At 64.9% G+C, this 17,527-nt stretch carries 16 protein-coding genes; 9 read left to right on the top strand and 7 right to left on the bottom strand.

The window, feature by feature from the left end; all coding sequences use genetic code 11:
* Window position 1 precedes the first annotated feature (1 nt).
* The 5 genes from AC58D2_RS12105 to AC58D2_RS12085 are packed head-to-tail and all read left to right on the top strand — an operon-like array spanning window position 2 to window position 5,499.
* On the top strand, window positions 2–1,480 hold the full coding sequence (locus AC58D2_RS12105; RefSeq protein WP_497390622.1) for a type II and III secretion system protein family protein: 1,479 nt from the start codon (window positions 2–4) through the stop codon (window positions 1,478–1,480).
* Window positions 1,481–1,505: 25 nt separating this feature from the next.
* Window positions 1,506–2,150 (top strand): CpaD family pilus assembly protein, encoded by a 645-nt coding sequence (locus tag AC58D2_RS12100; protein ID WP_497390620.1) that lies wholly within the window; start codon window positions 1,506–1,508, stop codon window positions 2,148–2,150.
* The gene (locus tag AC58D2_RS12095; RefSeq protein ID WP_497390618.1) at window positions 2,147–3,424 is read left to right on the top strand and encodes a CpaE/TadZ family protein; all 1,278 of its coding nucleotides are present in this window, start codon (window positions 2,147–2,149) and stop codon (window positions 3,422–3,424) included. Before AC58D2_RS12100 ends, AC58D2_RS12095 begins: the two co-directional genes overlap by 4 nt.
* A 55-nt stretch (window positions 3,425–3,479) precedes the next feature.
* The gene (locus AC58D2_RS12090; protein WP_497390616.1) at window positions 3,480–4,445 is read left to right on the top strand and encodes a type II secretion system F family protein; all 966 of its coding nucleotides are present in this window, start codon (window positions 3,480–3,482) and stop codon (window positions 4,443–4,445) included.
* A 16-nt stretch (window positions 4,446–4,461) separates the two neighbouring features.
* Entirely contained in the window at window positions 4,462–5,499 is a 1,038-nt protein-coding gene (locus AC58D2_RS12085; RefSeq protein ID WP_497390614.1) for a type II secretion system F family protein, read from the top strand.
* A 53-nt stretch (window positions 5,500–5,552) separates the two neighbouring features.
* Here the strand turns inward: AC58D2_RS12085 and AC58D2_RS12080 are convergent, their stop codons facing one another.
* Complete coding sequence (locus AC58D2_RS12080; protein WP_497390612.1) at window positions 5,553–6,554, bottom strand: fumarylacetoacetate hydrolase family protein; 1,002 nt, start codon at window positions 6,552–6,554, stop codon at window positions 5,553–5,555.
* A 61-nt stretch (window positions 6,555–6,615) separates the two neighbouring features.
* Window positions 6,616–7,035: a hypothetical protein gene (locus AC58D2_RS12075; RefSeq protein ID WP_497390610.1), complete on the bottom strand. Its 420-nt coding sequence runs from the start codon at window positions 7,033–7,035 to the stop codon at window positions 6,616–6,618.
* 149 nt (window positions 7,036–7,184) lie between these two features.
* Here AC58D2_RS12075 and AC58D2_RS12070 point away from each other — a divergent pair, with 149 nt between their 5' ends.
* On the top strand, window positions 7,185–8,420 hold the full coding sequence (locus AC58D2_RS12070; protein WP_497390608.1) for a sensor histidine kinase: 1,236 nt from the start codon (window positions 7,185–7,187) through the stop codon (window positions 8,418–8,420).
* A gap of 3 nt (window positions 8,421–8,423) precedes the next feature.
* On the opposite strand, the gene AC58D2_RS12065 is transcribed toward AC58D2_RS12070, so the two are convergent.
* The 5 genes from AC58D2_RS12065 to serB form a co-directional block, all read right to left on the bottom strand.
* Window positions 8,424–9,527 carry a choice-of-anchor A family protein gene (locus AC58D2_RS12065; RefSeq protein WP_497390606.1) on the bottom strand — a complete coding sequence of 368 codons (1,104 nt, stop codon included), beginning with the start codon at window positions 9,525–9,527 and terminating at the stop codon, window positions 8,424–8,426.
* Window positions 9,528–9,744: 217 nt separating this feature from the next.
* Window positions 9,745–11,061, bottom strand: coding sequence for an omega-aminotransferase AptA (aptA, locus tag AC58D2_RS12060; RefSeq protein WP_497390604.1), 1,317 nt, complete (start codon window positions 11,059–11,061; stop codon window positions 9,745–9,747).
* A gap of 46 nt (window positions 11,062–11,107) precedes the next feature.
* On the bottom strand, window positions 11,108–12,046 hold the full coding sequence (locus tag AC58D2_RS12055) for a DUF808 domain-containing protein (protein ID WP_497390602.1): 939 nt from the start codon (window positions 12,044–12,046) through the stop codon (window positions 11,108–11,110).
* A 93-nt stretch (window positions 12,047–12,139) separates the two neighbouring features.
* Entirely contained in the window at window positions 12,140–13,111 is a 972-nt protein-coding gene (locus AC58D2_RS12050) for a glucokinase (RefSeq protein WP_497390600.1), read from the bottom strand.
* Window positions 13,112–13,215: 104 nt separating this feature from the next.
* Window positions 13,216–14,100 (bottom strand): phosphoserine phosphatase SerB, encoded by an 885-nt coding sequence (gene serB, locus AC58D2_RS12045; protein WP_497390598.1) that lies wholly within the window; start codon window positions 14,098–14,100, stop codon window positions 13,216–13,218.
* On the opposite strand from serB, the gene miaA reads away from it, so the two are divergent.
* The 3 genes from miaA to ilvN all read left to right on the top strand — a co-directional run bounded on the left by miaA (window position 14,099) and on the right by ilvN (window position 17,423).
* Window positions 14,099–15,058, top strand: a complete 960-nt coding sequence (gene miaA / locus AC58D2_RS12040; RefSeq protein ID WP_497390596.1) for a tRNA (adenosine(37)-N6)-dimethylallyltransferase MiaA — start codon at window positions 14,099–14,101, stop codon at window positions 15,056–15,058. The genes serB and miaA overlap by 2 nt on opposite strands.
* Before the next feature lie 87 nt (window positions 15,059–15,145).
* Window positions 15,146–16,900 (top strand): biosynthetic-type acetolactate synthase large subunit, encoded by a 1,755-nt coding sequence (ilvB, locus tag AC58D2_RS12035; protein WP_497390594.1) that lies wholly within the window; start codon window positions 15,146–15,148, stop codon window positions 16,898–16,900.
* Between the two features lie 4 nt (window positions 16,901–16,904).
* Window positions 16,905–17,423: an acetolactate synthase small subunit gene (ilvN, locus tag AC58D2_RS12030; protein ID WP_497390592.1), complete on the top strand. Its 519-nt coding sequence runs from the start codon at window positions 16,905–16,907 to the stop codon at window positions 17,421–17,423.
* Window positions 17,424–17,527: the final 104 nt, after the last annotated feature.

The following is a 17,527-nucleotide window of genomic DNA, read 5'->3' as shown; positions in this document are numbered from 1 at the left end:
GATGAAGAGCACAGCCAAAATGAAGGCGACGGCACTCGCGCGCACCCTGGCCATCGGCCTGGTTGCCGCCACGCTCGCCACCGCGCCGTCGCAACAGGTCTCGGCCCAGGCAACGCAGAACGCCAGCAGCAGCATCGATCTTTCGGTCGGTCGCGGCCGCCTCGTCAGCCTTCCTTCGCCGATGAGCGACCTCTTCGTTGCCGACGACAAGGTCGCCGACGTCCAGGTTCGGTCGAGCCGCCAGCTCTACATCTTCGGCAAGACCCCGGGCGAGACGAGCATCTATGCCACCGACGCGTCGGGACGCGTGGTCTATTCGACCGTCGCCCGCGTCGGCAACAATATCGAAACCATCGACCAGATGCTTTCACTGGCCATGCCCGAAGCCAAGATCGCGGCCAACACGATGAACGGCTTCGTGCTGCTCACCGGCACGGTTCAGTCGCCGGACGACGCCGCCGAGGCCGAACGCCTGGTTCAGGCATTCGTCGGCGACAATACCAAGGTTCTGTCGCGCCTGCGCACCGCGACGCCGCTTCAGGTCAATTTGCAGGTCCGCATTGCCGAGGTGAACCGTTCGCTGCTGAAGGAAATCAGCGGAAACCTGCTGACGAGCGATCGCGACGGTCCGTTGGGCAACGGTTTTCTGGGCAGCGTTTTCCGCGGCCGGACGCCGGGTTCGATCACCTATGGCAACGACGGATCGACCACCTATAATTTCACGGCACCGTCCGGCACGAACAGCATCGGCGCGGCCGGGCATCTGTTCGGACTGGACGTGATGGGGTCGCTCGATCTCGGCGAACGGTCGGGCATGGTCGTCACGCTGGCGCAGCCCAATCTGACCGCGATTTCCGGCGAGACCGCGGACTTCCTGGCGGGCGGCGAATATCCGGTGCCGATTCCCGGCAACTTTGCCGGAACGTCGATCGAATATCGCAAATATGGCGTGAGCCTGGCCTACACGCCGACGGTGCTTTCGAACGGCCGGATCAGCCTGCGCGTAAGGCCGGAAGTGTCCGAACTGACCACCGACGGTGCAATCCAGATCGATGGCTTCCAGGTTCCCGCCCTGACCGTGCGCCGCGCGGAAACGACGGTGGAACTCGGCTCGGGTGAGAGCTTCATGATCGCCGGATTGATGAACAATCGTTCCGTGGGCGCGATCGACAAGCTGCCGGGCGCGGGCGACATCCCGATCCTGGGGACGCTGTTCAAATCGGACAGCTTCCGTCGAGGCGAAACCGAGTTGGTGATCGTGGTGACGCCTTATCTCGTCAAGCCCGTTTCGGCCGACAAGATCAAGCTGCCTACCGACGCCTTCCTGGCGCCGAACGACGCCTCGCGCCTTCTGCTCGGCCAGTCGGCCGATGGGGTGAGCGGCGGCGAACGCCCGAAGCCGCGGCTCGAAACGACGCCCGGCGACGCCGATCGCCTTCGCGGCGGAGACAGCGTCTCGCCCGGCTTCAGTCTGAAGTGACGCACAGGATTTCAGGAGCAAAGTGATGAAGAGTATCGCAACCTTGACTGCCCTGGCCCTGGCGACGTCGCTCGCGGGCTGCACAGGAGCGGCGAACAGCAACCGCAGTGTCGAATCGATCCACCAGCCGGTGGTTCGCAACTCGATCTACCAGTTCGATGTCGCAACGGCGAACGGCGAACTGCCTCCGAGCGAGCAGGGCCGCCTGCAGGGCTGGCTAGACGCCATGAATGTCGCCTATGGCGACCGCATCGCGATCGAGGACCCCTCGACCTATGGTCACAGCGCGGCGCAAGCAACCGTCCGGTCCATGGTCGAACGTCGCGGCCTTCTGCTCAGCGATACGGCCCCGGTCACCACCGGTGAGGTGCCGACCGGAAGCCTGCGGGTCGTGATCACGCGAACCTCGGCCTATGTGCCCGGGTGCCCCGACTGGTCGTCGAAGTCGTCGATCAACTTCAATAACGCGACCTCGTCCAATTATGGATGCGCGACGAACAGCAACCTTGCCGCGATGGTGGCCGACCCCAATGACCTGATCAAGGGCGCAAGCAGCGACACCCACGATCCGGCGACAGCGACCCGCGCCATCAAGACCTATCGCGAAAAGGCGCCCACGGGCGCAGGCGAACTTCGCGGCGAAGCGACCAGCGGTGGAGGTGGAAAGTGAACGCTCCTTTCAAGGCAGCCGGGCTGCGTGAACCGTTCAACGCATTCGTGTGTGACGATGACTCGCTCGAGTTGATCCGCATCGCGGCGAACGAAATGGGTTGGCCGATCGAGAAATGCAACAAGGGCGGCCTGCGCAACGCCGTCCAGTCGCTCTCGGTCTCCGCCAGCCCGAACATTCTGTTCGTCGACATGTCCGAATCGGGCGACCCGATCAACGACATCAATGCGCTGGCAGAGGTCTGCGAGCCCGGAACCGTCGTCATCGCGGCGGGTCAGGTCAACGATGTTCGCCTCTATCGCGACCTTCTGTCGAGCGGCATTCAGGACTATCTTCTGAAGCCGCTGTCGCTGGAGCAGGTTCGGGAATCGCTCAACATGGCGCAAGCGATGCTGACGGCACCGAAACACTCCGATGGCGTGGACGACAAGCCGCATCACATGATGGCGGTCGTCGGCGTGCGCGGCGGTGTCGGCGCCTCGATGGTGTCGACTTCGCTGGCATGGGCGATCAGCGACCAGGCCGGCCGCCAGACCGCGCTGCTGGATCTCGATATCCATTTCGGGACGGGAGCGCTGACGCTGGACCTCGAGCCCGGCCGCGGCCTTATCGACGCGATCGACAACCCGAGCCGCATCGATGGCCTGTTCATCGAGCGCGCGATGGTCCGTGCTTCCGACAAGCTCAGCCTGTTGTCGGCCGAGGCGCCGATTCACCAGCCGGTGATGACCGACGGCTCGGCATTCTTCCAACTCGAGGAAGAATTGCGCAACGCGTTCGAGATGACGATCGTCGACATCCCGCGGCAAGTCTTGATCCCGTTCCCGCACCTGGTGTCCGAAGCCGGCACGATCCTGCTCGTCAGCGACGTGACGCTCGCCGCCGCGCGTGACACGATCCGCCTGCTGTCGTGGTTCAAGCAGAACGTTCCCGGGGCCCGCGTCCTGCTGGTCGCGAACAAGATGCAGAATGCCATAGGCGAATTGTCGCGCAAGGAATTCGAATCGTCCATCGAACGCGCGGTCGACCTCGTAATCCCGTTCGATCCCAAGCTTGTGAGCCAGGCGGCGAAGCTGGGCAAATCCTACGCGGAAGTCTGCAAAGGCACCAAGGCCGCACAACCGTGGACACAGCTCACCCGGCTCGTACTCGACGGCGCCGACGAGGCAGACGATGTCGTCGAAAGCTCGAAAGCGAAGTCGGGTGGCTCGCTGCTCGGCAAGATCGGCGGCATCGGCAATCTGGTAACCAAGAAGAGCGCGAAACAGGCATGAGGGCGGCTGCGGCATGCCGCGGCCCGTTCATCCAGCATAACCGGACGATTCGACCATGAACCTGCCAACGCTAATCATCGCAGCTTGCTTCCTCGCTTTCGTGGCGGTGGTCCTGCTGTTCGGCGGACCGTCGGCCGGAAAGGCGAAAACTCGCCGGCTCGCGATGGTGAAGGATCGCCACGCCGCGTCGACCGAAGCCGTGGTTGCGGCGCAGATGCGCAAGACGATCCAGGCGGGCGGGCGTGGCGACGGCAACCTCTCCAACCTGATGCCAAAGCGCGAGGAAATGGAGAAACGGCTGCGCCGGACCGGCAAAAGCTGGACCATCACGCAATATATGTTCGCGTCGATGGCAGTGTTCGTCCTGTTTACCGGCGGCCTTCTGATACTCCGGACACCATTTCTGCTGTCGGCCCTGGTCGGTCTTGCGGCGATGATCGGACTTCCGTGGTTCGTCGTCGGGCGGCTCATCAAGAAGCGGGTAAACGCGTTCAACTCCCGGTTTCCGGACGCCATCGACCTGCTCGTCCGCGGCCTGAAATCGGGCCTGCCGGTCACCGAAACCTTCCAGGTCGTCAGCCAGGAATTGCCCGGCCCGGTGGGGGAGGAATTCAAGGGCGTGGTGGAGCGCATCCGCATCGGCAACACGATGGAGGCGGCCCTTCTGGAAATGGCCGACGCGATCGGAACGCCCGAAGCGAAATTCTTTTGCATCACCATCGCGATCCAGCGTGAAACGGGCGGCAACCTTGCCGAAACGCTGGCCAATCTGTCGGACGTGCTGCGCAAACGCGCCCAGATGAAGCTCAAGATTCGCGCGATGTCGTCGGAAGCCAAGGCATCGGCCTATATCGTCGGATCGCTGCCCTTTTTCGTGTTCGGCATCGTCTGGATGATGAACCCGGAATATCTTTCCGGCTTTTTCCACGAAGAGCGCCTGATCATCGCGGGCCTCGGCGGTCTTCTCTGGATGAGTATCGGCGTCTTCATCATGTCGCGCATGATCTCGTTCGAAGTTTAAGAGGGCGGACCGGCATATGAACAGCAATCTCGCCCTTACCGCCTTCAGCGGCGCCCAGCAGGGCCCGACCTTGCTCGGCGTCGATATCGTGTGGGCAGCGACGGTGCTCGCCGCCGTTGGCGTGATCGCGGTCATGCTGGCCGTTTATGGCGCGATGACCGTTCGCGACCCGATGGCGAAGCGCGTAAAGGCGCTCAACGATCGACGCGAGCAGTTGAAAGCCGGCATTACCGCCTCGACCGCCAAGCGCCGCGCAAAACTCGTCCGCAAGAACGAGACCGCGGACAAGATGCGCTCGTTCCTCGGCAAGCTGCAGGTTCTGCAGGAAGAGCAGATCAAGGACGTTCAGCAAAAACTGGCGCAAGCCGGTATCCGGTCAAAGGATCTCGCCGTAACCGTCATCTTCGGCCGCCTCGTCCTTCCGATCGTGTTCGGCGGGATCGCAGCCTTGCTGATCTATGGCTTCGATCTTTGGCCTACGCTGACCCCGTTCAAGCGCGCGGGCATCACGATGGGGATGCTGCTTCTTGGCTATAAAGCGCCCGACCTGTTCGTGGAGAACAAGCGGACGAAGCGAACCGATGCGATCCGCAAAGGTCTTCCCGACGCGCTCGACCTGCTCGTGATCTGTGCCGAAGCCGGTCTCACGGTCGATGCAGGCTTCAGCCGCGTCGCCAAGGAACTTGGGCGCGCCTATCCCGAATTGGGTGAGGAATTCGCGCTGACGTCGATCGAGCTCGGCTTTCTGACCGAACGTCGCCAAGCGTTCGAAAATCTGGCCTATCGCGTCAACCTGGAATCGGTGAAGGGCGTGGTCACGACCATGATCCAGACCGAGAAATACGGCACCCCGCTCGCCAGCGCGCTGCGCGTCCTGTCGGCCGAATTCCGTAACGAACGGATGATGCGCGCCGAAGAAAAGGCAGCGCGCCTGCCCGCGATCATGACGGTGCCGCTGATCCTCTTCATTCTTCCGACGCTCTTCATCGTCATCCTTGGCCCCGCTGCGTGCTCGCTCAGCGATGCCCTGTCGGGCGCGATGAGCGGCAAGTAAAGCCAGCCTTGGCACCTCAAAAAGGGGCGGGAGCGATCCCGCCCCTTTTTTCGTCAGCCGACCTGCTGTTCGATCGCACCGAAGATGCTGTGGTGGCGCTCGTCGTCCATCCAGATGCGAACCGTATCGCCGGCCTGCATGAAGGGCGTCTTCGCTTCGCCCTGCTGGATCGTTTCGACCGTCCGGACTTCGGCAAGACAGCTATAACCGAGCCCGCCCTCGACGATCGGCTTGCCCGGACCGCCGTCGGCATCGCGGTTCGATACCGTGCCCGACCCGACGATCGTACCCGCGATCAGGTTGCGCGTCTTTGCGGCGTGAGCGATCAGCTGGCCGAAATCGAAGGTCATGTCCACGCCGGCGTCGGCGCGGCCGAGCGGCTGGCCGTTCAGGTCGACGCACAGCGTGCCGTGCAGCTTTCCGTCCTTCCAGCGTTCGCCGAGCGCGTCGGGGGTGACGAATACCGGCGACATCGCGCTTGCCGGCTTCGACTGGAAAAAGCCGAACCCCTTCGCCAGCTCGCCCGGTATCAAGCCGCGCAGCGACACATCGTTGGTCAAGCCAACAAGCAGGATCGAATCGCGCGCCGCGACGGGATCGATTCCGGCCGGAACGTCGCCCGTCACCACGACCACCTCGGCCTCCATATCGCATCCCCATGCCGGGTCGCCCAGTGGGATCGGATCGCGGGGGGCCAGGAAGCTGTCGCTGCCGCCCTGGTACATCAACGGGTCGTGCCAGAAACTTTCGGGCATTTCGGCACCGCGCGCCTGCCGCACCAGCGCGACGTGGTTCACATAGGCACTTCCGTCCGCCCACTGATAGGCGCGCGGCAGCGGCGAGGCGGCGTCATGCTCGTGAAAACGCTCCTTGGGGATGGCATCGTGGTTCAGGTCCTCGGCAAGGGCCTTCAGCCGCGGGGCGATGGCGTACCAATCGTCCAGCGCCGCCTGCATCGTCGGCGCGATCCGGCTGGCGTCGGCATACCAGGCAAGATCGTCCGACACGACCACGAGCCGCCCGTCGCGACCGGCTTTCAACGAAGCGAGTTTCAAGGGAATTTCCTTTTTGTCTGCGATGCGGCCGAAACCTCATCGCTCACAAAAGGAACGATGATCAGCGCGGCATCTGGATCGATGCGAAGCAGGTAAAGCCGCTCTGCCCCGCCTGCAAGCGCCGGATATACTGAAGATAGGCCTGCGACTGGTTGTACGTCGTCCCCGGCAGCGATTGACCGCGGAACGCGCGCTTCACTTCCTCGCCGGTAAAGGGGCGCGGCGCCCCCGGGAATGCCCCCTTGGTTCCGGCGGGAACGAGGCGGCCGCGCGAATCGATATATTTGCCCGCTCCCGACACGTCGGGGACCGGGATCTCGCAGTTCATCACCGACACCGCGGTCTGAGCAAAGGCGGGACGAATGGTCAACGCCGCGGAAACGCCGACGGCGCCCAGTGCAAGCATCCGGCGCCGCGACGGCACGGGCTCCGCCCCCGCCGCGTCGGGATCGTTTTCGACCGGATTATCGCTCTTTTCCATGATCGGCGCATACTCGCTTGCTGCTCAAGGGCAAAGGAAAAGACGCAGATGGCGTCCGCACTTCCCGCTTTGGCACACTGGCATGCCAAGGGTTTAAGCAACGCTAACGGGCTTGCGCAGGCCCGCGTCGCGTGCGAGGCGCAGGGTCGATGTTCGATCGCCTGTCCAGCTTTGTGATGGCGCTGACCCTGCTGGCGGTTGCCGCGATCTTCGCGGCGCTCGCGGGCGGCGATGCGCTTACGATCGCGATCCTGCTCCTTGCCGGCCTCGCCGCTGCGGTCCTCGTCCATTCGGCTGTTCCGGCGCCCCCCACCGAGCGCCCTTCCGAGCCCGCCGAACCCTCGCCCGCCGTCCAGCCGGCGTCGCTTCTGCGCGATCCCGATTTCGCACGCTGGGCCGATCAGGAAAGCGAACCTCTGCTCGGCACCGCCGACAACATCGTTACGGTAGCCAATGACGCCGCCATCCGCCTGCTCGGTCGCCACATCGTCGGCGCCGACATCCGAACTGCCATCCGCCATCCCGCGGCGACCGAGTGGCTTGCCGAGGCGAAGGACACGGACGAGCTTCACACTATCAACCTTATCGACTTCCCACGCCCGGGCCAACGCTGGACGATGCGTATCGCCGCGCTGTCCGGGGGCGACCGGATCATCTTTCTCTCCGACCGCTCGGCGCTCGATGCCGCCGACCGCATGCGTTCGGACTTCGTCGCCAATGCCAGCCACGAACTGCGCACCCCGCTCGCCGCGATCCTTGGCTATGTGGAAACGCTGCAGGACATGAACGGCGAAGCCGACGGCGAGACGCGCCACCGCTTCCTGTCGATCATCGACCGCGAGGCCCGTCGCATGCAGCAGCTCGTGATCGACCTTCTCTCCATTTCGCGCGTCGAAGCCGACCGTTTCCGCCGCCCGACGGCCGAAGTCGACCTGCGCGAGATTGTCAGCACGACGATCGCCCAGCTTCGCGACAGCGAAGCGGCGCGCGCGAAAGACATCGTCGCCGATCTGGGCGATGCGCCCCTCCCGATGCTCGGCGACGCGGCGCAGCTCGGCCAGCTTGCGCACAACATCATATCGAACGCGATGAAATATGGTCACGCCGACACCCCCGTCACGGTCGAACTCGTGCGGGACGGCAAGCGCGCCCGGCTGTCGGTAACCGATCGCGGCGAAGGCATCGCCCCGGACCATTTGCCGCGCCTCACCGAACGCTTCTATCGCGTCGACGAGGCGCGCAGCCGGTCGGTCGGCGGCACCGGGCTTGGCCTCGCGATCGTCAAGCATATCGGCGAGCGCCATCAGGGCCAGCTCGACATCGAAAGCGAACTCGGCAAAGGCACGCGCGTCTCGCTGGCGTTTCCGCTCAGCGAAAAGGTCTAAGGGTCAGCCCTCTCCACCCGACCTCTCGCGCCTCGCGCGGCGGCGGCGCCACAGGATCAGCCCGCCGACGCCCAGGCCGAACAAGCCAAACATTCCCGGCTCGGGCACCGGCACCGGATCTCCGCCCGAGCTGCTTCCGCCAGAGCTGCCGCCGCTCGACGAGCCGCCGGACGAGCCGATATTGCCGCCTGCGTAGGTGCCGATGTGCATCTCGCCATTCTGCGTCAGGTTCCCGAACACCGCCGAGCCCTGGATATAATTGTTCGTCTGCGCATCGGCGAGCGGCGCCAGCACCGATCCGCCCCATGCGGTCGTCAGCTTCAGATCCTCGGCCTCCGGAAAGTTCCAGATTACATGCTCGCCAAGATTGTTGGTGCCGCCGAGAAAATTGTCGTTAAGCGTCACACTGCGCCCGCTGACATTGACGACGGCGGTATCCGCTCCGTTCAAGTTGAACTGGATCTCGCCGATCTTGTCGAGGTCCGCCGCCGAGATATCGAAAACCGCCATCCCGTTCGCGTCGGGCTGCGCGTTGAAAATTCCGCGATTGCCCTGGATCGTCAATTCGCTGGTCTTGCCAAGGGTGCCGACGTCGAACGACAGGCTGGTCAGGCTCGATTGCAGCGCGCTCTTCTGTTGTTGAAGGTTCACCGTAAAGGCGGGATCGCTCGCGCCCAGGCCCGACAGCACAATATTCTGGTTTACGTTGGTGTTGCTGATCGACCCGCCAACCTTCACCGTCTGCGGCGATCCGTTCAGGTTGAAACCGCTGCTGACGTTGCCACCGATGATCGCGCCCGATCCGTTGTTCAGGTTTTTGTGTCCGCCGGTAACATTGCCCACGACCGTCAGCCCCGGCTGACTTGACGGCGACGACGCAAGCGGCCGGATTGCATAATTGGAAGAATTGCCGGTCAGATCGCCGCCGACGAAGGTGCGCCCTTCGACTTCGGACGAGGAATTGAGGTCGCCAAGAACGACGAGGTTCCATTCGCGCAGCGCATCGAGCCCGCTAACCTGCGTGGTCGACTGGGCCAGGACCGGAACGGCGAGAACGGGGGCCACGGCCACCGCGAGCGGGGCGAGCAGACGAAATGTGTGGGGCACGGGGTTGCGACCTGAACAAATGAAAGGGGGTTGGCCCGTTATACCGTGTTTTCGATGCGCAAACCAGTCGGTGCGACCCGCGTTTTCCGTCCCATTGCGGCACGAAAGCGCGACAAAACGTTAAAGCGAGCGCCCGATCCGGCGGGTCATGCCGATCGACGTCGGCGCAGCCGATTCGAATCCAAAGCGAGCATGGGGCCGGTGCGGCTCGCCATCCTCAATCGACCGCGTCGAGCAAGTCGCCCAGCGTCGCAACCATCGTGTCGATCTGGTCGCGCTCGACGATCAGCGGCGGCGACAAGGCGACGATGTCGCCCGTCACCCGGATCAGCAATCCCGCATCGAACGCCGCGTGGAACAGGTCCATCGCCCGGGCGCCCGGCGCATCGGCGCGCGATTCGAGCTCGATCCCGGTGACGAGGCCGATGTTGCGGATGTCGACGACGTGCCGCGCGCCTTTCAACCCGTGAACCGCCGCTTCCCAATAGGGCGCCAGCTCAGCCGCCCGCGCGAACAGTCCTTCGCGCGCATAGAGGTCGAGCGCCGCGAGCCCCGCCGCCGCCGCGAGCGGGTGGCCCGAATAGGTGTAGCCATGAAACAGCTCGATCCCGCCGGTCGCCGCGTCGATCACCGCGTCGTGCAGATCGCGCCTTACCGCGACCGCGCCCATCGGCACCGCGGCGTTGGTCAATCCCTTCGCCATCGTCAGGATATCGGGCGTCACCCCCCACGCCTCGGCTGCGGTCGCCGCGCCGACGCGGCCGAAGCCGGTGATCACCTCGTCGAAGATCAGCAATATGCCGTGGCGGTCGCAAATCTCGCGCAGTCGCTGGAGATAGCCGACCGGCGGCACCAGCACCCCGGTCGAGCCCGCCATCGGCTCGACGATCACCGCCGCGATCGTCTCGGCGCCGTGCAGGTCGACCAGCCGCTGCAGATCGTCGGCCAGCTCCACGCCATGCGCCGGAAAGCCTCGCGAAAAAGCGTTGCGGGCGGGATCGTGCGTGTGCCGCAGATGATCGACGCCCGGCAGGCCGGTCCCGAAGGCGCGCCGGTTATTGCCGATCCCGCCGACGCCAGTCCCGCCGAAGCCGACGCCGTGATAGCCGCGCTCGCGCCCGATCAGCCGGGTGCGCGTCCCCTGCCCCTTCGCGCGCTGCACCGCGAGCGCGATCTTGAGCGCCGTGTCGACCGATTCCGATCCGCTGTTCGTGAAGAAGATACGGTCGAGCCCCGCGGGCATCATCGCCGCGAGCCGCTGTGCAAGCTCGAACGGCAGCGGGTGGCCGAGCTGGAACGTCGGCGCGAAGTCGAGCGTCCGGGCGGTTCGCGCTATCGCCTCCGCAATCTCCACCCGGCAATGCCCGGCGTTGCAGCACCACAGCCCCGCCGTTGCGTCGAGAATGTCGCGACCATCGGCGCTTTGATAATACATGCCGCTCGCCGAAACGAGCTGGCGCGGCGCGGCCTTGTACGCGCGGTTCGCGGTAAAGGGCATCCAGAAGGCCGCGAGCGGGTCGTTTTCGCCTTTCATGCCAGCTCCTTAAGCCTCTCCCCCGAAGGGGAGGGGTACAGGCACTCTAATGCCCGCCCTTCTTCCCTGGCAAGACATGCAAAATGCCAGCGATCAGGCCGCCGAGCAACAGCCCGAACACACCCGCGCCCGCCGCACCGACGATCCACTCCCACATTCCGCCCAGCGGCAGCCCGCCGCCGACGCGGTGCGCAAAATCGTGCAGCGCATGGCCAAGCCCCCCGATGTGAAACTCGTCGAGACCGTGAAGGACGATCTGCCCGCCGACCCATAGCATCGCTGCGGTGCCGATCGACGCGAGCGCGGCGAGCAGCGTCGGCATCACTGCTACGAGCCAGCGCCCAACCGACCGTCGTGCGCTCGATCCCTCTTTAGCCATGTGCAGCCCGATGTCGTCCATCTTCACGATCAGCCCGACGACGCCATAGACCGCCACGGTGATGATCACCGCGACCAGGGCCAGCGTCGCACCGCGCATCAACAGAGGTTCGTCGAGCACTTCGTTGAGCGCGATCACCATGATCTCCGCCGACAGGATCAAGTCGGTCCGCACCGCCCCCTTCACCATCGTCTCTTCATGGGCCTTGTCCGCAACGATCGCGGCATCCTCCGCCAGGCTGGTTTCATCCTTGCCCAGCGCCTGAATCACCTTCTCGGCTCCCTCGAAGCACAGATAGGCGCCGCCGAGCATCAACAACGGCGTGATCGCCCATTGCGCGAGCGTCGACAGCAGCAGCAAGGCGGGCAGGATCAGGACCAGCTTGTTGAACAGCGATCCCTTGGTGATCCGCCAGATGATCGGCAATTCGCGGTCGGGCGTGAAGCCGGTGACATAGCGCGGCGTCACCGCCGTATCGTCGACGACCACGCCCGCAGCCTTCACCCCCGCCCTCGAGGCCGCCGCGCCGACATCGTCGATGCTGGCGGCCGCGACCTTGGCAATCGTCGCGACATCGTCGAGCAGGGCAAAAAGGCCGGATGGCATAAGGGCTTGGGCTTTCGGTCGAGGTCAGAGAATCATGCCTGAAAGACAGGTCGCGACCTTGCCCATATCGTCGTTCCGGCGAAAGCCGGAATCTTAGCGATGCGCCATCGCAAAGGCCGCGGCGGCGCCGAACAGGCCGGGCTGCGGATGGGTGATCAGCTTGACCGGAATCGCCGCCATGAAATTTTCGAATCGCCCCTTGGAAACGAAGCGTTCGGGGAAGCCGGAGCGGATCAGGTCATCGCGGATGCGCAGCCCCAGTCCGCCGGCGATCACCACCGCGCTCGCCCCCTGCGCGAGCGCCAGGTCGCCCGCGACGCTGCCGAGCGACAGGCAGAACCGATCGACCGCCGCCGCGGCCAGACTGTCCTTCTGCGCCATCCCGCGCGTCCAGATCGCGCGATCTTCCTCGGGCGTCACCGCACGCCCTTCCATCGCGGCGAGCGTTTCGAAAATATCGACGATGCCCGGGCCCGACACCACGCGCTCGACCGAGACGCGGCGATGGCGCTTCCTGAGCCGCGCGAGTATCGCGTCCTCGATGCTGTCGAGCGGCGCGAAATCGATATGTCCGCCTTCGGTAGCCTGCACGCGATAGTCTTCGCCGTCGCGCCACACATGCGCCACGCCGAGTCCGGTGCCGGGGCCGATGACGCTGATCGTGCCCGATTCGGGAAGGGGTGTTTCGGGGCCGCACAGCGGCTCGAAATAGCTCGCGTCGGCCTGCGCGACGGCGTGGCCTACGGCTTCGAAGTCATTGACGAGTACATAGTCGTCGACGGTCAGCTTTTCGCGGATCAGGGCCGGACGGATGATCCACGGATTATTGGTGAAGCGAATGATGTCGCCCTTGGTCGGTCCGGCGATCGCGATCGCGACCTTGCGCGGCAGGCTGCCCCCCTGGCGCTTTTCGAAATCCTGCCAGGCGGTCTGGAAACTCGCATGGTCTTCGGTGTGCAGCGTCGTTTCTTCGCCGAGCGAGATGCACCGCCCGCCTTCGACCTGTGCAATCGCGAAGCGCGCGTGGGTTCCCCCGATGTCGACGGTGACGATCGATGTGCTCATGACTCTCCCCTACGCGGCAGCAATGCCGCGAGCCAGGCAAGTGTAACGAGCCTACCCGCGATGCAACAGGGCATAGCTATGCGCCGGCGCTGGAAACGATATCCTTAGCCGAGCACCCACTGGCGGCGCGAATAGCCCTGCGCCCACAGGAGGGCGGTCAGGTCATGGTGCCGGATCGCCGCGTCGGCCGCGTCGGCCGCGGCCTGATGCGGGTGATAGGCGATGCCGAGCCCCGCTGACGTGATCATCGGGATATCGTTCGCGCCGTCGCCGACCGCGAGCGTTTCGGCGAGCGGCAAGCCGTGCCTGGCGGCCTCGCTCTTCAGCGCCTCCAGCTTCAAATCCTTGTCGACGATCGGCTCGGCGACCTTGCCGGTCAGCTTGCCGCCCTCGATCAGCAATTCGTTGGCGACCACGCGGTCAAAGCCGATCGCCTCGGCCACCGGGGTCGCGAAGGTCGTGAAACCACCGGTTACCAGCACCGAATGCGCGCCATGCGCCTTCATCGTCTGGACGAGCGTGCGCGCACCGCGGGTCAGCCGCACCCGTTCGGTGCGGCATTCGGTCAGCACGCCCTCTGCCATGCCGCCCAGCAACGCCACCCGCTCCATCAGCGCGCCGCGGAAGTCGATTTCGCCGCGCATCGCCTTTTCGGTGATCGCCGCGACCTCGGCCTTGAGTCCGGCATAATCGGCGAGTTCGTCGATACATTCGACGGTAATCATCGTCGAATCCATATCCGCCACGATCAGCTTCTTGGTCCGGTCGCCCTGCGGCTGCACGACGATATCGAGTTCGCCATGATCCATCTTTGCCAGTTCGGCGCGCGCGCTGATCAGGCTGCCCTGAAAGACGATGTCCGCCGCATCGCCCTCGTCGAGCCAGTGCGGCGCCCCCACGTCATGCTCGGTAGCGGCAAGGCGGTCGATCGCCTCGCGCACCACCTCGCCCGTCAGCTTTCCGGCTGCTATCAGCGTTGCAACGAACATGGCGTCTCCTTCTGTCTCTTCCGGCCACCGGCCCCGGCTCGCGCTTATCGCTGGCCCCACCGCAAGCGGCAAGTCCGCGCTCGCGGTCGCCTTGGCGCAAAGGCTGGGCCGGGCGCAAGTGGTGAATGCCGACGCCAGCCAGGTTTATCGCGATCTGTCGATCCTGTCCGCGCGCCCGACCAGCGAAGAGATGGCAGGCATTCCCCACGCCCTCTTCGGCCATGTCGACGGACAAGAGGCCCATAATGCGGCGCGTTGGGCCAGCGAGGCGCGCCGCACACTGGTTCACGCGTGGGAGGATGATGAGGTTCCCGTCCTTGTCGGCGGCACCGGCCTTTATATGCGGACGCTGCTCTTCGGCATCGCCCCCGTGCCCGAGATAGACCCCGAAATCAGGGCTCAGGTCCGCGCGCTGAGCGTCGCCGATGCCCATGCGGCCCTGTCCCGTCTCGACCCCGGCGCCGCGGCCCGCCTGTCGCCCGCCGACACCAGCCGCGTCGCCCGCGCGCTCGAAGTCGTGCGCGCGACGGGACGCCCCCTCGCCGCCTGGCAGCAGGAACGCGAGGGCGGGATCGCGGATACCGTCGATCTGGTCCCGCTGGTCCTGCTGCCGCCGCGCGACTGGCTGCGTGCGCGCTGCGACGCGCGGCTCGAGGCGATGTTCGCGGGCGGCGCGGTCGAAGAGGTGGAGGCGCTGATCGCGCGCGGGCTCGACCCCGACTTGCCCGTCATGCGGGCGATCGGTGTGCCGCAGATCGCCGCCTTCCTGGCCGGTGAGGCGACGCGCGACGAGGCGCTAGAACGCGCCCAGGCCGCGACGCGTCAATATGCCAAGCGCCAGTTTACATGGTTTCGGCACCAGCCACCCGCCGAATGGCCGCGCCATAGCGAGTCATTATCCAATACATCCATAAATGATTTAGCAATATTATTACATGATACGCTATTGACAGGATAGAATCATACACCTATTGCCCGCAACCCTGTTGCAGCGCACAAGCTGCACCCCCGCGCGCGTGCGCGCAGGTCAAGAAGGAGCAAGATCGTGACGGAAATGAGCGGTGCCGACATGGTGGTTCAGGCGCTGGTCGACCTTGGGGTCGACACGGTGTTCGGCTATCCGGGCGGCGCGGTCCTTCCGATCTACGACGCGCTCTTCGACCATCCGACGATCAAGCACGTTCTGGTTCGCCACGAACAGGCGGCGACCCATGCGGCGGAAGGCTATGCGCGCTCGACGGGCAAGCCCGGCGTCGTGCTCGTGACCTCCGGCCCCGGCGCGACCAACGCGGTCACCGGCATCACCGACGCGCTGCTCGATTCGATCCCGATGATCGTGCTTACCGGTCAGGTCCCGACCAATTTGATCGGTACCGATGCGTTTCAGGAATGCGACACGGTCGGTATCACGCGCCACTGTACCAAGCATAATTATCTGGTGATGGACCCCGACCGGCTGGGGCCGATCCTGCACGAAGCCTTTTATATCGCGACCCACGGCCGCCCCGGCCCGGTGGTGATAGACATTCCGAAGAATGTGCAGGTTGCAACCGGCAGCTATTCGATGCCCGACAAGATCGACCACCAGAGCTATCGCCCGCAGGTCGAGCCCGAGGCATCGGCCATCGACGCGGCGATCGAACTGATTGCCGCGGCCGAGCGCCCGGTCTTCTATACCGGCGGCGGCGTCATCAACGCCGGGCCCGACGCGAGCGCCGCGTTACGCAAGCTCGTCGGGCTGACTGGCGCGCCGATCACCTCGACCCTGATGGGTCTCGGCGCCTTTCCTTCGGACGATCCGAAATGGCTCGGCATGCTCGGCATGCACGGCACGTTCGAGGCGAATATGGCGATGAACCGCGCCGACCTGATCGTCGCGGTGGGCGCGCGCTTCGACGACCGGGTGACGGGCCGCCTCGACGCCTTCGCGCCCGAAGCGAAGAAGATCCACATCGACATCGACCGGTCTTCGATCAACAAGATCGTCCCCGTCGATATCGCCGTGCTCGCCGATGCCGGCCGCGCACTCGACGCGCTCATCGACGCCTGGGGTGCGAAGGGGCACAAGGCGCGCGACCTGGGCGAATGGTGGCGCCGTATCGACGGCTGGCGCGCGACACGCTGCCTCGATTTTCCGGAGAAGCAGGAACCGGACGCCGACATCATGCCGCAGCGCGCAGTCAGGGCGCTGTTCGATGCGACGCGCGGGCGCGATCCGATCATCACCACCGAGGTCGGCCAGCACCAGATGTGGGCGGCGCAGCATTTCGGTTTTGCCGCGCCCAACCGCTGGCTCACCTCTGGCGGGCTCGGCACGATGGGCTATGGCTTCCCCGCCGCCGTGGGCGCCCAGATCGCGCATCCCGGCCGGCTTGTCATCTGCATTGCCGGCGAAGCGTCGCTCCAGATGAATATTCAGGAGATGGGCACGGTCAGCCAGTACCGCCTGCCGGTCAAGATCTTCATCCTCAACAACGAATGGATGGGAATGGTCCGCCAGTGGCAGGAACTGACCTATGAAAGCCGCTATTCGAACAGCTATTCGGACAGCCTGCCCGACTTTGTGAAGCTTGCGGCCGCCTATGGGTGGACGGGTCTGCGCATCGACACGCTCGGCGAGCTGGAGGACGGCATCCGGACTATGATCGACACCCCCGGCCCCGTCATCGTCGATTGCCGCGTTGCCAAACTCGCCAATTGCTTCCCGATGATCCCGTCGGGCGCGGCGCACACCGAAATGATCCTGCAGCCGAGCGATGTCACCGGCACGATGGACGACGAAGCGAAAGCGCTGGTTTAAGACCATGAAAATCACAACCGAAGCGGGCGAGCGCCACGTGCTCGCCGTCACCGTGGACAACGAAGCCGGCGTGCTCGCCAAGATCACCGGCCTGTTCACCGCGCGCGGCTATAATATCGAAAGCCTGACGGTGGCGGACATCACGCCCGACCATGCGCTGTCGCGCATCACCATCGTCACCAACGGCCCGCCGCCGATCATCGACCAGATCATCGCGCAGCTCGACCGGCTCGTCCCCGTCCACAAGGTCACCGACCTGACCGATGCCGGGACCGCACACGTCGAGCGCGAGATCGCGCTGGTCAAGGTCGCGGGGACCGGCGAAAAGCGGATCGAGGCGCTGCGCATGGCCGACGTTTTCCGCGCCAAGGTCGTCGACACCACGCTGACGAGCTTCATCTTCGAAATCACCGGGTCGAGCGACAAGGTCGACCGCTTCGTCGCGCTGATGCGCGAGTGCGGCCTCGTCGAGGTCGGCCGAACCGGGGTGGTCGCCATCGCCCGCGGGCCGGAGGCGCTTTAGAGTTTACTACTAACCTCGTCATCCCGGCGAAGGCCGGGTTCTCACCGTTGCAGACAGACGCGAGGGCGGGATCCCGGCCTTCGCCGGGATGGCGATCAAGCAAA

It is taken from the genome of Sphingopyxis sp. CR5, from assembly GCF_059693785.1.
Note: the sequence above shows the minus strand (reverse complement) of the source record. Positions and strands in the feature narration are given on the sequence as shown.